Below are 14,065 nucleotides of genomic sequence, written 5' to 3' on the forward strand. Positions count from 1 at the left end.
TGTGCCGTCGTACCGGTCTGCCTCTTGGTACGACGGCGCACGGCAGCCGCGCATCAGCCGTCCAATCATCAATCCATTCATCCCAATCCACGAACCGATAAACCGTAAGGAATCCAGATGCCATCCGACACGTCGGCGATAGTGCTGACCGTTATCCTCATCCTTGTGGCCGCCCTGCTGGTGTGGCTCTCGCTCACGCTGGCCGCGGCCGAAGGCGCCGTGTCCCGCGTCACGCGGGCCAGCCTCAACAACCTCATCCTCGAAGTGCAGACCGACTCGGAGACATCGCAATTCCTGCGCATGAAGAAGATCGGCCGAATCCACAAGGTGCAGCATCTGATCGCCGACCGCTACGCCACGGCCGGTTCCTGCGCGTTCTTCCGCATCACCTGCAACGTGCTCGACGGCGTGCTGGTCGCATGCATCGCCGCGCTGTTCGAGGCGCCGATGTGGGCGGAACTGCTGGCCGGTTTCGTGTTCGCGATCATCGTGGGCGTCGTATCGATCCTCGTGCGCCCGCGGTCGGCCGGGGCGCTCAAGCCGGTCGACATCATGCTCGGCCGCGCCACGCTCGTGTCGATCGCCGCATGGCTGACCCCGTTCGCCCGCATCGGCGGCCAGCGTGACCCGAAGAAGCGCGACCGCGACTCCGACCTGTCCGATGACGAGGAGCTGGAGAAAATCCAGCTCGAACAGGGTCGCGCCACCATCGATCGGCTGGTCGAGGCGAACGACTTCGACCCGGAGGTCTCCGAGATGCTGCGCAACGTGCTCACATTGTCGGAGACGCTCACGCGCGAGATCATGGTGCCGCGCACCGACATGATCTGCATCGAGAAGACTGAGACGCTCGAAAGCATGCTCAAGCTGTGCTCGCGTTCCGGCTTCTCCCGCGTGCCGGTGATCGGCGACGACGTGGACGATCTGATCGGCGTCGCCTATCTCAAGGACGCGGTGCGGGCCACGGCGTTCAACCCGGCAGCGATCAGCCGCGAGGTCGCATCGATCATCCGCCAGCCGATGCTCGTGCCTGAATCGAAGCCCGTGGACGACCTGTTCCACGAGATGCAGCGCACCCGCCAGCATGTGGCCATCGTCGTGGACGAATACGGCGGCATCGCGGGACTCGTGACCATCGAGGACGCGATCGAGCAGATCGTGGGCGAGCTTGAGGACGAGCACGACCGCACGCAGCACGCCGAACCGGAGAAGATCGGGGATCACAAGTGGAGCATGCCCGCGCGTACGCCGATCGCCGATCTGGAGGAGATCTTCGAGATCGACATCGACGAGGACGACGTGGACACCGTGTACGGTCTGCTGACCAAGCTGATCGGCCGCGTGCCGATCGTCGGCGCGTCGGCCGTGACGCGTGGCCTGCGTCTGACCGCCGTGGATTCGGCCGGCCGACGCAAGAAGGTGTCCACGATCGTCGTGGAGCCGGCGCACGTCGAGGGCGTCGGGGATGATGGCGATTCATCGGATGAAGCAGATGGCAGCGCCGACAACGGTGCGCAGGCCGCCGACCGGGCGGGCCGTGACGACAGCAGCAAGGAGTGACATGAGCGATATCGAGCAGCAGTACGACGAGGACGCCGTCGACGACGTGAGCGAGGTGACGGATACCGAGGCGAATGATACGGCGAGCGACGGCCCGGTGCAGGGCGAACAGCCGTACCGTTCCGGCTTCGTGGCCGTGGTCGGACGCCCGAACGTCGGCAAGTCCACGCTGATCAACGCGCTGATCGGCAAGCAGATCGCCATCGCATCGTCCCGTCCGGAAACCACGCGTAAGGCCATCCGCGGCATTCTCACCACCGACAACGCGCAGCTCGTGCTGGTCGACACGCCGGGCATCCACCGCCCGCGCACGCTGCTCGGCCAGCGGCTCAACGACATCGTCGAGGAATCGTTGTCCGAAGTCGACGTCGTCGCGTTCCTGCTGCCGGCCGACCAGGAGATCGGCCCCGGCGACAAGCGCATCCTGAGCAGGCTCCGCGCCGATTTCGCGACCAAGCGCGACGACGGCACGTTCAAGTGGAAGGTGCCGCTGATCGCGATCGTCACCAAGATCGACGAACTGAACCGCGAGCAGCTCATCAACAAGCTCATCGAGATCAACGAATTCGCCGACTTTACGGACATCGTGCCCGTCAGCGCGCTCGAACACGACAATCTGAACGAAGTCAAGAACGTGCTCATCGACCACACGCCCGAAGGCCCGCAGATGTACCCGGACGACCAGATCAGCGAGGAACGTCCGGCGGAGACGATCGCCGAACTCGTGCGCGGCGCGTTCCTCGAGGAACTGGACGACGAGCTGCCGCATTCGCTGGCCGTGGTCGTCGACTCGATCGAATACCCGCAGGACAACGAGTCCGGCGCATCCTACGACGGCAAGATCCAGGTGCTCGTCTCCGTGTACGTGGAACGCGACTCGCAGAAGCCGATCATCATCGGCAAGGGCGCGGAGCACCTCGTACGCGTCAAGAAGAAGCTGCGCACGCCCGTCAACCGCATCGTCGGAGGCAAGGCCAAGCTCGACCTGCACGTCAAGGTCGCCAAGGGCTGGCAGTCCGATCCCAAGCAGCTTGAGAAATTAGGATTCTAATTTCTCCAACTGCTTAGGATCGCTTCACGGCTCGCTATCGTGGCCGCTCACTTCGCCTACGGACAGTCCACTGGACTGTCCGCTTAACGGCTCGCCTTCGGCCCTGCAATTTAGGACGCGCTGCGCGCGCGTATATATTGCTCGCCTTGCTCGCCTTCGCCTACGGACAGTCCACTGGACTGTCCGCTTAACGGCTCAGCCAAGCAGTTGGAAAAATTAGGATTCTAATGTTTTATGCTGCAATGGCCGAAATCGAACTCAATTTCGGCCATTCCAGCATAAAACGGGGGTCATCATGTGATGAGGCATTATTCGACGATAATTCAATTCCTGTAATGTTTGCGTCGTACAGTCAAGCATGGCTGGAGACTTCGAACAGAAGGACAGGGAATGAAGAAGATATATCTTATCGTCGGATTTATCGTTGGGTTCTGGCTTGTCGCCGTGATGATACGAACCAGTATGGATCCCGGAACCGGAATGGGCTTTGCACAGGGCTTGAGCTCGCTGCCGTTCGCGGCCCAGATCTTTGCCGTGTTGAATTCAATGATGCACGTGGACACCACGCTGTTCAACATCACTTCCGGCCCGTTCTTTCTCACGGCCATTCTGGTGCTCATTGTACAAGGAGCCATTCAATCGCCGCTGATGATGCTGCTGAATGGCATATTTGGCCCGTTCCTGTTCTCCCCGTACCAGCGGCGCGGATATTCGATCATAGGCGATCCCAATTCCACCCGTGCCAAGGAGAAACTATTCCACAAGATCTGGCAGCTGCTCGGTTCTCTGATCGCCACAATCGTCATCGCCTTGTTCGCTGCGTGGATAGTGAATTATGCGTTCGAATGGGTGAATAGCCAGATGATCGTATGGCGTATTCTCATTTATGTCGTCGCCGTCGTGATCGCCGCCGCAATCGTCGTCCTTCCGTTCCTGGTGACTTCGAAGGCTGGACAGAATTTCATTCTTGGCGTGGTCGGCAATCTCGTGCAAAGCAGTCTGTATGCCTTCATCACCAACGCGTGCATCATCGCCGTGGTCATGTCGCTCAGTGCCGGACGTTCGGTCGGGCAGATAGCACTCGCCATGATCGCATTTTTCGTGTGGATGGTCATCTACACCGACACAGATGGTTTCTTCATTCATAATCGCTGATGGGAGGAATAGCAATGAAGAGAGATCCTAAATACCGTATAGCGGCAAACACGTTGCGCACATATGCCCAAGGATATCACGGGGCAAATGGGGTGACGGCCGACCAGGCGAGAGAAGCGTTGTCTACGCTGATTCAAGGCGCAAAGAACGGGGTTCCGAATGCGTTGTATCAACTTGCCACATGCTACCGAGACGGTATCGGGGTGGAAAAGGACGAGCAGAAGTATCAGCAACTGATGCAGGACGCCGCGGACAAGGACGATATAGACGCGCTTCGCGTGTTCGTGAGAAAATATGAGCGAAGCAGTGATCCGACGGAGCGGGCCAAGGCCGTTCTTATGGCACAGAAGGGGGTCGAGCTCGGCGACGGGGTCGCCGCGTTGACTCTGGGCGATTGGTATATGTACGGTTATCTCGTTGATACCGACAAGCAAAAAGCGGTTCAGCTGTACAAGCGGGCGGTTCAAGACAAGGAAGGATTCGGTACCTCCGGATTGCGGCTTTTGGGTAACTGCTATGCCGATGGTATAGGCGTTGAGCAGGATTGGAAACAGGCTGCTCAGTGGTATGCGAAGTCCGCTGCCGAAGAAGATCCATATGCGCTGATCAGTTTGGGATTCTGCTATCGACATGGTCTGGGCGTCAAGCAGAGCAAGCAAAAGGCGGATCAGTTATTTAGCCAAGGATATGCCGCATGCTCGAGGCGTCCTGCACGGTCAGGCGCATATCTGCTCGGTTTGTGCGAACAGCGCGGATATGGTGTGAAGAAGGATGAGGCACAGGCGTTCCGTCACTTCCAAGACGCAGCTCAGCATAATAGCGCGGAAGGTTGCCAAGCATTAAGCGTCTGCTATTTGCAAGGCATCGGCACGCAGGCGAACGCAGCTGAAGCCGCGTCTTGGCAGCATGAGTTCAATGAACTGAATAATCCAAATGCAAAGGGCTATTCTGATGTGCATCTCAGTCAGGCGCTTGTCAATTGGCAGGAAACCGGCGACGATGCGAAAGGCGATACGACGAGCACCGCGTTGCTGATTGTGGCCATCGCATGCTTCGTGATCGGCGTCTTGAAGCTGCTTCCGCCGGCGAACTTGCTGTTCTGGATAGTGGTAGGCTGCGCTTGCCTGGTTATTCGTTATGTACTAGGCAAAAAGGGAAAGCCGCAAAAAGGGAATACCACAAAAGCATAGTGCAGTTGTCGATCCCTATTACCTTGTCGGACCTAATGTGGATGGGTTTGACGCTCCCTCAGTCGGCTTTGCCGACAGTTCCCTCAGCCGAGGGAGCCGAGAATGAAGACGCGCCAGTTTAGGTCCGACAGAGCACATATCGGTCGGCTACCAATTATGGAAATGCGGTGAGGTTCGTTCCACACGTGGCATGCGTAAAACGAACGCACCGCATTCTTCTGTATAGGGCGATATAGGGCGGAAGACTACTTCTTCTTGGTGTACATCTGCGTGTTGAGCAGGGTGGAGTAGCGCTTGATGACCTTCGGGCGGATCACCTTGAGGGATGCGGTCATCAGGCCGTTCTCCTGGGTGAAGTCCTCGGGCAGGATGATAAACTTGCGCACGGATTCGGCGCGGGAGACGCCCTCGTTGGCCTGATCGACCCACTTTTGCACTTCGGCGCGCACGGCCGCATTGGTCGCCGCATCCTCCAGCGACATGTCACGGTCGAGGCCCTTCGCCTCGAGCCACGGGCGCAGCGTCTCCTCGTCCAGCGTGATGAGCGCGGAGATGAACGGGCGCTTGTCGCCGAGCACCAGCGCATGTGAGACGAACTCGCAGCGCTGGATCACCTCTTCGATCGGGCCGGGGGCCACGTTCTTGCCGCCGGCGGTGATGATGAGGTCCTTCTTGCGGCCGGTGATGTACAGGAAGCCATCGTCGTCCAGCCGGCCCAGATCGCCGGTCGCATGCCATCCGTCCGGCGTGAACGCGTTCTCGGTCGCCTCGTCGTTCTTGTGGTAGCGGTGGAACACGACCGGGCCTCCGACCTGGATCTCGCCGTCTTCGGCGATGCGGATCTTGAAGCTCGGGAACGGCACGCCGACCGAGCCCTCGTGGAACGGCACGCCGAGCGGGTTGAACGCGCACGGCGCGGTCGTCTCCGTCAGACCGTAGCCCTCGTAGACCGGGATGTTCGCGCCGCGGAAGAAGTTCATGAGCTCCGGGTCGAGCGGGGCGCCGCCCGAGACGATCCACTTGGCTCGTCCGCCCAGAGCCTCGCGCAGCGACTGGTAGACGATCGGGTCGAACGAGGCGCGGCGCATGGCGGTCAGCGTTTTGGCTTTGCCGAACTCGCTGACCTCCTTCATATACTGCTGCGCCGCGGTGACGGCCGCCGCGAACACGACGCCCTTCGCGCCGTGGCCGGCCTTCTGCGAGGCCGCGTTGTACACCTTTTCGAGCACGCGCGGCACCACGATCATCACGGTCGGCTTGGCGACCTGAAGATCGGCGAGCAGCGTCTTGATACCGGTCGCGATGTAGATGCGCATGTTGGACGCCACGCAGATGTAGTTGATCGCGCGTGCGAACGTGTGCGCCTGCGGCAGGAACAGCAGGATGGAGCCGGACTTGTCGTGCTGGAGCAGGTCGGGCATGTAGTCGCGCAGGTTGAACGCGTCCGTGCAGTAGTTCTCGTGCGTCATCTCGACGCCCTTCGGCGCGGACGTGGAACCGGACGTGTAGATGATCGAGCACAGGTCGGTCTTCTTGAGCGAGGAGATGCGCTCGTCGAGCTGTTCGTCGCTCACCGAGCTGCCGTATGCGGCGATCTCGTCGAGGCCGCCAGTCTCGATGCAGATGATGTGTTCGAGCGACGGGCATTCCTCGATCGCGCCGTCCGCCTTCTCGCGCATGGCGGTGTCCTGCACGATGAGCAGACGCGCGTCGGAGTTGTTCACGATGTTGCGGATCTGCTCTGCCGAATCGGTGTCGTAGATCGACGCGAGCACGCCGCCGCACGACATGATCGCCGCGTCGGCCAGATCCCACTCGTATGAGGTGCGGCACATGAACGCGACCGCGTCGCCTTTCTTCAGGCCGTAGTGGAGCAGGCCCTTGGCCACCTTGCGCACTTCGGCGAGGAACTCGTTGGCGGTTTTGGTCACCCATTCGCCGTTCGACTTGAACGTGTACAGCGGTTCGTCGCCCATGCGCCGGGCGCGGTCCTCGTACACGCTGTAGATGGTCGTATGCTCGTCCAGCGGCGGGTTGCCGGCCGTTTCGGCGGTCAGCAGACCGGTCGTCGGGTCGATGAACGTGGTGGTCGGATATCCCGGACCCCACTCGTCGGTGTGCGGCAGAGCTCGGTTCTCGTCGACGATGCTGTCGGGGGACACGTAGTCGGGCGCGTCGGATGAGTCGTCGCTGATCGGGTGAACGAAATCACCCCCCAGCCGCAGTGCCTTCTGCACAAGACCGGCCGCTTGTTTGTTCAATGAGGTGATGACGGACACGTGACTCTCCTTGACGTTCTCAAACCCACTTCGATGGTCAATCAATCTTCACATATTAATCGTTCTTCGCCGAGCCGTCACCTTACGGTAGCGTAAGGAATGGCGTCATCGGGCCGTTTAGGGACGGAACGGACACGAGTGAACGACGTCGATGTGCGATTGACAACAGTTGCATACGTATTCACTACGTGGGACGATCGAGCCGAAAATCCCTGAGACGGCTACACTGGGGCGATGTAAGCAATGGTTGCTTAGGAAAGAAAGGGCTCTCATGGCTGAAACCCAGAAAGCCGTCGTGACGTTTGGTGTTCTCAACGAAACATCGGATCATGAATCGCGCGTCGCCCTGACGCCGGACATCGTCGCACGGCTGCGCAAGGCGGGCGTGTCCTGCCTGTTGGAAAGTGGCGCGGGACTGGCCGCGCAATATACGGACGATGATTACGTGAAGGCCGGAGCGCAAGTGCTGCCGGCCGACGAGGTGATCGACAAGGCGGATGCGCTCGGATTCGTGGACCGGCCGTCCGCGGAACTGCTCGGACGGCTCAAGCCGGGCACGTGGGTGATCGGCATGCTCGGCTCGTTCACCGACGCCGAATACGTGGCCGCGCTCGACAAGGCCGGACTGGTCGGCGTGGCGATGGAGAAGCTGCCCCGACAGCTCAGCTCCGCGCAGTCGATGGACGAGATGACCTCGCAGAACTCCGTGATGGGCTACAAGGCCGCGCTCGTCGCCGCCAACGCCTACGGATCGTTCTTCCCGATGATGACCACGGCCGCCGGCACCATCCGCCCGGCCAAGGTGCTCATCCTCGGCGCCGGCATCGCCGGCCTGCAGGCCATCGGCACGGCGCGCCGCCTCGGCGCGGTCGTCACCGCATACGACGTGCGCCCGGCCTCGCGCGGCGAAGTCGAATCGCTCGGCGCGAAGTTCCTCGACCTCGGACTCGACTTCTCGGCAGGCCAGGGCGAAGGCGGCTACGCGCGCGCCCTCAGCCCCGAGGAGCAGGCCGCCCAGCAGGCGGCGGTCGACCAGAAGGCCTCCGGATTCGACGTCATCATCACCACCGCGAAGGTGCCTGGCCGCAAGCCGCCGGTGCTGCTCACCAAGGCCGGCGTGGACGGCCTCAAGCGCGGCGCCGTGATCGTCGACTGCGCGGCCAGCGATCTCGGCGGCAACGTCGAAGGCTCCACGGTCGGCACGAGCGTCACCGACGGGGGCGTCACCATCATCGGCGCGCCGTATCTGGCCAGCGACGTCTCCAACACCGCCGCGAACCTGCTCGCCCGCAACGTCGGCGACGTGCTCGCTCATTTCGTCAAGGATGGCAAGCTGAGCATCGACCTGAACGAGGAACTCGACGACGCGCTCATCGTCGCCGGCCGGCCCGCCGCGGCCTCGGCGCAGGCGTAAGGGAAGAAAGGGGAACCCAATCATGGATATCGTCGTAGCGATCACCCTGTTCGTGCTGGCGCTGCTCATCGGCGTCGAGGTCATCGGCAAGGTGCCGGCGACCCTGCACACGCCGCTCATGTCCGGCGCGAACTCCATCCACGGCATCGTCATCGTCGGCGTCGTCATCGTCGCCGCGCACGCCACCAGCCCGCTCGCCTGGGTGTTCATCTTCCTGGCCGCTGTGCTCGGCACGATGAACGTCGTCGGCGGCTACGTGGTCACCGACCGCATGCTCGAGATGTTCAAGTCCGACAAGGCCAAGAAGAAGGACGCCGACAAGAACGAGGAGGCCAAGTAAATGGGTACGTTGGAACAGACGCTGGGCACGCCGCTCGGCGTCGTCGAATGGTTCGTCTACCTGCTGGCCGCCGTCATGTTCGTCATCGGCCTGCATCTCATGAACTCGCCGAAGACCGCCCGCCGCGGCAACCTGATCTCCGCGGCCGGCATGGTCATGGCCTGCGTCATGGCGTTCATCGTGCTGTTCGTCGGCGAGATCGGCAACGGCTTCCAGCATGGCGTGGCCGTCGCGCTGCTCATCGCCGGCATCGCGATCGGCGCGATCGCGGGCGTGTGGAGCGCCAAGAAGGTCAAGATGACCGACATGCCGCAGCTCGTCTCCGTGTTCAACACGGTCGGCGGCGGCGCGGCCGCGCTCGTCGCGCTCAACGACATCCTCAACTCCGAGGACGCCGCTGGCCCCGGCCTCGTCGTGCTCATCACCGCGGGTCTCGGCATCATGATCGGTTCGGTCACGTTCACCGGATCGCTCGTTGCCGCCGGCAAGCTGCAGGGCGTCAAATTCCTCAAGAAGCTCACCCTGCCGGCCAAGGGCGTGTGGAACATCGCGTTCATCGCGCTCACCGTCATCGCGTTCGTTATGCTGTGCGTGCAGCCGTCCAACGCCGTGCTCTGGTGCATCCTGACCACCGTGTTCGCGCTCGGCTACGGTCTCGTGTTCGTCATCCCGATCGGCGGCGCCGACATGCCCGTCGTCATCTCCGTGCTCAACGCGTGTACCGGCACCGCCGTCGCCATGAGTGGCCTCGCGATCAACAACATCGCGCTCATCGTCGCCGGCGCCCTGGTCGGCGCAGCCGGCGTGACCCTCTCGCTCGCCATGAGCAAGGCCATGAACCGTCCGCTCATGAGCGTGCTTGCCGGCGGATTCGGCGGCGGCTCCGATGCGGCCGGCGGCGCGGAAGGCCCCGAAGGCACCATGAAGGAGACCTCCGCCGACGACGTGGCCGTCCAGCTCGTCTACGCCGACAAGGTCATCTTCGTGCCCGGATTCGGCCTAGCGCAGGCGCAGGCGCAGCGCGAGCTCGCCGATCTGGGCGAACTGCTCAAGGGCCACGGCGTCGAGGTCGAATACGCGATCCACCCGGTCGCCGGCCGTATGCCCGGCCACATGAACGTGCTGCTCGCCGAGGCCAATGTGCCTTACGAGGAGCTCGTCGACCTCGACGACATCAATCCGCAGTTTCCGAGCGCCAACGTCGCCCTCGTCGTCGGCGCGAACGACGTCACCAACCCGGCCGCACGCCGCCCTGGCACCCCGGTGTCGGGCATGCCGATCCTCGACGTCGACAAGGCGCAGAACGTCGTCGTTATGAAGCGCGGCCGCGGCAAGGGCTACGCCGGCATCGAAAACGAGCTGTACTTCAAGGACAACACGCAGATGCTGTTCGGCGACGCGAAGGCGGGGTTGCAGGCCGTCATCGCCGCAGTCAAGGAGCTCATCGCGTAGCGTAGGCTAGCAAGAAAGAGTGGCTTCCCTTCGTTGATTCGAAGGGAAGCCACTCTTGTTGTATGTGTAGTGTCGTATTTACAGTGCGAACACGCCGCGCACGAAGCCGGTGACCTTGCGCCAGTAGACGTCCGGGGCAGTGCTGGCGCTCATCGTGTGACCCGCGCCGGGTACGAGCAGCTTTTCTCGATGGATGCTCGCGCAGGCGGCATAGTTGCGGTTGAGCGCGGCGGGGGAGACGAAGTCGTCCGCGCCGCCGTGGATGAACAGCATCGGGATCGTCGCATGGCGCAACGCCTTCGTGCAGGACGCGTCCTCGAACCGGTAGCCGGCGAACCGACGGCACACGCGGCTCGCGACCTTGACCATCAGCGAGGCCAGCGGCCGCGGCATATGGAACATCGTCATCGCCGTATCGGTGAACTGCCGGACCGTCGACGAATAGCCGCAATCGCAGACCGCGGCCGTCACGTTGCGCGGCAGTCGCGCGTCTCCCGCCGTCATCATCACCGTCGCCGCGCCCATCGAATTGCCGTGCAGCAACACGCGGGCCTGAGGATCGGACTGCACGATCAAATCGATCCAATTCAGCAGATCGACGTGCTCCAGCCAACCCATGCCGATGTACCGTCCCTCGCTCAGCTCATGCGCGCGCAACGCCGGCACCAGCACCGTGAACCCGAGCTTCGCGTAATGGTGCGCCCATTTCGCCATCTCGCGCGGCTCGCCGGTGTAACCGTGGCAGCAGATCGCATACAGATGTGGCTTGGGCGACGCGCAATCAGGGTCAAGCAGCCAGCCGTGCAGCAGCAGACCGTCCTCGCTGCGCATCGTGACCGGCTGTTTCGCGATGTCGAACCAGGACTCTGAGTGTGCGATGTCTGCGGCGTCGCGCACGACCGGCTGCACGGCTGCATCGTCGGCTTCGGACGGACGGTTCGGAATCGACCACGGCATCTTCGTGTCGAGCGCGAACCGGAACAGGACATGAGCGGCACCGATCACCGAGCCGGCGACGATACCGGCCGTCGCGGCTGCCGCTCCGACCGCGATCAATGTGGTTCTGGTGGTCTGCTTCATCGCATCCTCGATTCTTCTGGCAATACGCTGCCTTCCATTGTAGGTCCGCTTGTTTGACATGTCCGGCGGCCGTGTATACTTAACCACTGTTGCTTTGGCGAGGGAAGACACAGTCTCGTAAGAGTCCGTTTCTTCCGTAATCGACTCGGCGTATGGCTCACCTCCTTGGTGCGTTCTGCGACGCGTCGTGGCGTCAAACAGACAGAACGACAAGTAACAAACCAAGGAGACCAATCATGGCTACCACCATCAAGCTCGAGGGCGAAGTCCGCGATGAGTTCGGCAAGGGCGCTGCCCGCCGTATGCGCGTCGCCAAGCAGATCCCGGCGACCATCTACGCCGGCGGCGAGGCCCCGGTGTTCGTCAAGCTCCCGATGAAGGAGACCACCCTGTCCCTGCGTCACACCAACGCGCTGTTCTCCATCGCGTTCGGTGACCAGACCAAGCTGGCCGTCGTCAAGGACGTGCAGCGCAACCCCGTCAAGCGCATCGTCGAGCACGTTGACTTCTACGAGGTCAAGGCCGGCGAGAAGATCGACGTCGAGGTCCCGGTGTTCGTCGAGGGCACCCCGAAGGGCGTCGCCGTCGCGTTCGTCGACGTGCAGGAGCTCAAGGTCCGCGCCGATGTCGCCAACCTGCCGGAGAAGATCGTCGTGAACGTCGACGGCCTGACCGACGGCACCAAGGTCCTGCTCAAGGACGTCGTCCTGCCGGAGGGCGTCGAGCTCGACATGGATGACCTCGAGGAGTCCGTCGTCACCGTCGAGGTGCCGGAGGATGCCACCGAGTCCACCGCCGCTCCGGAGGCCGCCGACGCCGCCGCCCCGGCTGATGCCGCTGCCGCTCCGGCCGCGGACGCCAAGTGATCTGCACGCCGATCATCTGACGCTCGATAATCTGAGATGACCGGTACGGCATCGACACCGCTCGATGCCGTACCGGTAACGCGAAGGTCCGTACGAGACAAACTTGTACGGACCTTCGTGCATTCGTGCGACCCGTATCACGTCCCGCGCAATCCATATTCATAATGTGAAATTCCGCATGCCCGCCGGCGCAGGTGTGTGAGAGAGTAACAACCAGAACCGGTGCCACAAGCGCCGATTGCATACACCATCACATGCCGGCCGCGGCAGACGCAGCATAACGAGCGTCGCGGCGGGCATCGTACAAAAGAAGTTAGCAATGACTGAACAATCCCATCACGATCCCGCGGCCCTCGACAAGCTCACCGAGCCGTTCACCGTCCTGCCGAACGACAACCCGGCCTCCGACGCGAAGCGCAACGAACTCATCGACAAGCCGGCCTTCGGTCAGGTCTTCTCCGACAACATGGCCCACATGACCTGGACCAAGGGCGAAGGTTGGGGCGACCGCCGCATCGAGCCGTACGCGCCGCTCAAGATGGACCCGGGCGCATCCGTGCTGCACTATGCGCAGGAATGCTTCGAAGGCCTCAAGGCCTACCGTCACGCCGACGGCTCCACGTGGCTGTTCCGCCCGGACGCGAACGCCGAGCGTTTCCAGAACTCCGCCAAGCGCCTGTACCTGCCGGAACTGCCGATCGACGACTTCCTCGGCTCCGTGGCCGCGCTCGTCAAGCGTGACTCCAACTGGGTGCCGTCCCGTCGCGAGTACACGCTGTACATGCGTCCGTTCATGTTCGCCTCCGAGCCGTTCCTCGGCGTGCGCGCCCCACAGGAGGTCGACTACTGCGTGATCGCCTCCCCGTCCGGCCCGTACTTCCCGGGCGGCGTCAAGCCGGTGAGCATCTGGGTCGAGGACAAGTGGTTCCGCACCGGCCCTGGCGGCACCGGTTTCGCCAAGTGCGGTGGCAACTACGCCGCCTCCCTGCTCGGCGAGTACACGGGCATCGCCAACGGCTGCCAGCAGGTGTGCTTCGTGGACGCGGCCACCAAGACCTACCTTGAGGAGCTTGGCGGCATGAACATGATGGTCGTGCACAAGGACGGCCACGTCGAGACCCCGTCGCTGACCGGCAACATCCTGCCGGGTGTGACCCGTCGTTCGCTGATCCAGCTGCTGCAGGACAAGGGCCATGACGTCGTTGAGACGATGATCGCGCTCGACCAGCTGCTCGAGGACATCAAGTCCGGCGAGGTCACCGAGGTGTTCGCGTGCGGCACCGCCGCCATCATCACCCCGATCGGCCGCTTCAAGTCCGAGAAGTTCGACGTGACCGTCGCCGACGGCGGCTCGGGCGAGCTGACGCTGGCGCTGCGCAACGAACTGCTCGGCATCCAGCTCGGCGAGATCGACGACCCGCACAACTGGATGTGGAAGGTTTGCTGAGATTGATTCTCGGTATTGATTAGCTGTAGGTCCCCGTGAACGGTACTGTTCTCGGGGACCTTGCTATATCTGGGATAAGGCAGGCTCTCACAGTGACGGCCGGGCGTAATTTTTTTTGGCGCTTGTGTTGTTTTCGTGGGTGTGGGTTCGTCGTTGAGCCGTTGAGGGAGTAAGAGAAGAGCGCTTCCTGGGTAGGATGTTTTCGACCAAGATAAACAAACAACCAAAAAG

Annotated in this window: 11 protein-coding genes; 9 read left to right on the top strand and 2 right to left on the bottom strand. The window is 62.3% G+C overall.

The window, feature by feature from the left end; genetic code table 11:
* Positions 1 to 117: 117 nt before the first annotated feature.
* From AC1A0G_RS08145 to AC1A0G_RS08160, 4 genes are all read left to right on the top strand, one after another.
* Positions 118 to 1,560: a hemolysin family protein gene (locus AC1A0G_RS08145; protein WP_476528786.1), complete on the top strand. Its 1,443-nt coding sequence runs from the start codon at positions 118 to 120 to the stop codon at positions 1,558 to 1,560.
* 1 nt (position 1,561) lies between these two features.
* The gene (gene era, locus AC1A0G_RS08150) at positions 1,562 to 2,611 is read left to right on the top strand and encodes a GTPase Era (RefSeq protein ID WP_476528788.1); all 1,050 of its coding nucleotides are present in this window, start codon (positions 1,562 to 1,564) and stop codon (positions 2,609 to 2,611) included.
* Positions 2,612 to 3,001: 390 nt separating this feature from the next.
* Positions 3,002 to 3,766, top strand: a complete 765-nt coding sequence (locus tag AC1A0G_RS08155) for a hypothetical protein (RefSeq protein WP_476528790.1) — start codon at positions 3,002 to 3,004, stop codon at positions 3,764 to 3,766.
* A 14-nt stretch (positions 3,767 to 3,780) separates the two neighbouring features.
* Entirely contained in the window at positions 3,781 to 4,956 is a 1,176-nt protein-coding gene (locus AC1A0G_RS08160; protein WP_476528791.1) for a tetratricopeptide repeat protein, read from the top strand.
* 245 nt (positions 4,957 to 5,201) lie between these two features.
* Here the strand turns inward: AC1A0G_RS08160 and AC1A0G_RS08165 are convergent, their stop codons facing one another.
* Positions 5,202 to 7,235: an AMP-dependent synthetase/ligase gene (locus tag AC1A0G_RS08165; protein ID WP_476528792.1), complete on the bottom strand. Its 2,034-nt coding sequence runs from the start codon at positions 7,233 to 7,235 to the stop codon at positions 5,202 to 5,204.
* Positions 7,236 to 7,506: 271 nt separating this feature from the next.
* On the opposite strand from AC1A0G_RS08165, the gene AC1A0G_RS08170 reads away from it, so the two are divergent.
* From AC1A0G_RS08170 to AC1A0G_RS08180, 3 genes are read left to right on the top strand one after another with little or no spacing between them, the layout of a single operon-like run.
* Positions 7,507 to 8,649: an NAD(P) transhydrogenase subunit alpha gene (locus tag AC1A0G_RS08170; protein ID WP_476528794.1), complete on the top strand. Its 1,143-nt coding sequence runs from the start codon at positions 7,507 to 7,509 to the stop codon at positions 8,647 to 8,649.
* 22 nt (positions 8,650 to 8,671) lie between these two features.
* Complete coding sequence (locus AC1A0G_RS08175) at positions 8,672 to 8,989, top strand: NAD(P) transhydrogenase subunit alpha part 2 (RefSeq protein ID WP_476528796.1); 318 nt, start codon at positions 8,672 to 8,674, stop codon at positions 8,987 to 8,989.
* Positions 8,990 to 10,441, top strand: a complete 1,452-nt coding sequence (locus AC1A0G_RS08180; RefSeq protein ID WP_476528798.1) for an NAD(P)(+) transhydrogenase (Re/Si-specific) subunit beta — start codon at positions 8,990 to 8,992, stop codon at positions 10,439 to 10,441.
* Positions 10,442 to 10,519: 78 nt separating this feature from the next.
* Here the strand turns inward: AC1A0G_RS08180 and AC1A0G_RS08185 are convergent, their stop codons facing one another.
* Complete coding sequence (locus tag AC1A0G_RS08185; protein WP_476528800.1) at positions 10,520 to 11,521, bottom strand: alpha/beta hydrolase; 1,002 nt, start codon at positions 11,519 to 11,521, stop codon at positions 10,520 to 10,522.
* Between the two features lie 236 nt (positions 11,522 to 11,757).
* Here AC1A0G_RS08185 and AC1A0G_RS08190 point away from each other — a divergent pair, with 236 nt between their 5' ends.
* Both AC1A0G_RS08190 and AC1A0G_RS08195 read left to right on the top strand, forming a co-directional pair.
* Positions 11,758 to 12,387: a 50S ribosomal protein L25/general stress protein Ctc gene (locus tag AC1A0G_RS08190; RefSeq protein ID WP_476528801.1), complete on the top strand. Its 630-nt coding sequence runs from the start codon at positions 11,758 to 11,760 to the stop codon at positions 12,385 to 12,387.
* 319 nt (positions 12,388 to 12,706) lie between these two features.
* The gene (locus AC1A0G_RS08195) at positions 12,707 to 13,834 is read left to right on the top strand and encodes a branched-chain amino acid aminotransferase (protein ID WP_476528803.1); all 1,128 of its coding nucleotides are present in this window, start codon (positions 12,707 to 12,709) and stop codon (positions 13,832 to 13,834) included.
* Positions 13,835 to 14,065 lie beyond the last annotated feature (231 nt).

The sequence above is a fragment of the Bifidobacterium sp. LH_230 genome (genome assembly GCF_056357555.1).

Excerpts from the sequence above, each read along its gene's own strand:
- AC1A0G_RS08195 (WP_476528803.1), top strand. The coding sequence starts at position 12,707 with ATGACTGAACAATCCCATCACGATCCCGCGGCCCTCGACAAGCTCACC.
- AC1A0G_RS08175 (WP_476528796.1), top strand. The coding sequence starts at position 8,672 with ATGGATATCGTCGTAGCGATCACCCTGTTCGTGCTGGCGCTGCTCATC.
- AC1A0G_RS08160 (WP_476528791.1), top strand. The coding sequence starts at position 3,781 with ATGAAGAGAGATCCTAAATACCGTATAGCGGCAAACACGTTGCGCACA.
- era (WP_476528788.1), top strand. The coding sequence starts at position 1,562 with ATGAGCGATATCGAGCAGCAGTACGACGAGGACGCCGTCGACGACGTG.
- AC1A0G_RS08185 (WP_476528800.1), bottom strand. The coding sequence starts at position 11,521 with ATGAAGCAGACCACCAGAACCACATTGATCGCGGTCGGAGCGGCAGCC.
- AC1A0G_RS08180 (WP_476528798.1), top strand. The coding sequence starts at position 8,990 with ATGGGTACGTTGGAACAGACGCTGGGCACGCCGCTCGGCGTCGTCGAA.
- AC1A0G_RS08170 (WP_476528794.1), top strand. The coding sequence starts at position 7,507 with ATGGCTGAAACCCAGAAAGCCGTCGTGACGTTTGGTGTTCTCAACGAA.
- AC1A0G_RS08190 (WP_476528801.1), top strand. The coding sequence starts at position 11,758 with ATGGCTACCACCATCAAGCTCGAGGGCGAAGTCCGCGATGAGTTCGGC.
- AC1A0G_RS08145 (WP_476528786.1), top strand. The coding sequence starts at position 118 with ATGCCATCCGACACGTCGGCGATAGTGCTGACCGTTATCCTCATCCTT.
- AC1A0G_RS08155 (WP_476528790.1), top strand. The coding sequence starts at position 3,002 with ATGAAGAAGATATATCTTATCGTCGGATTTATCGTTGGGTTCTGGCTT.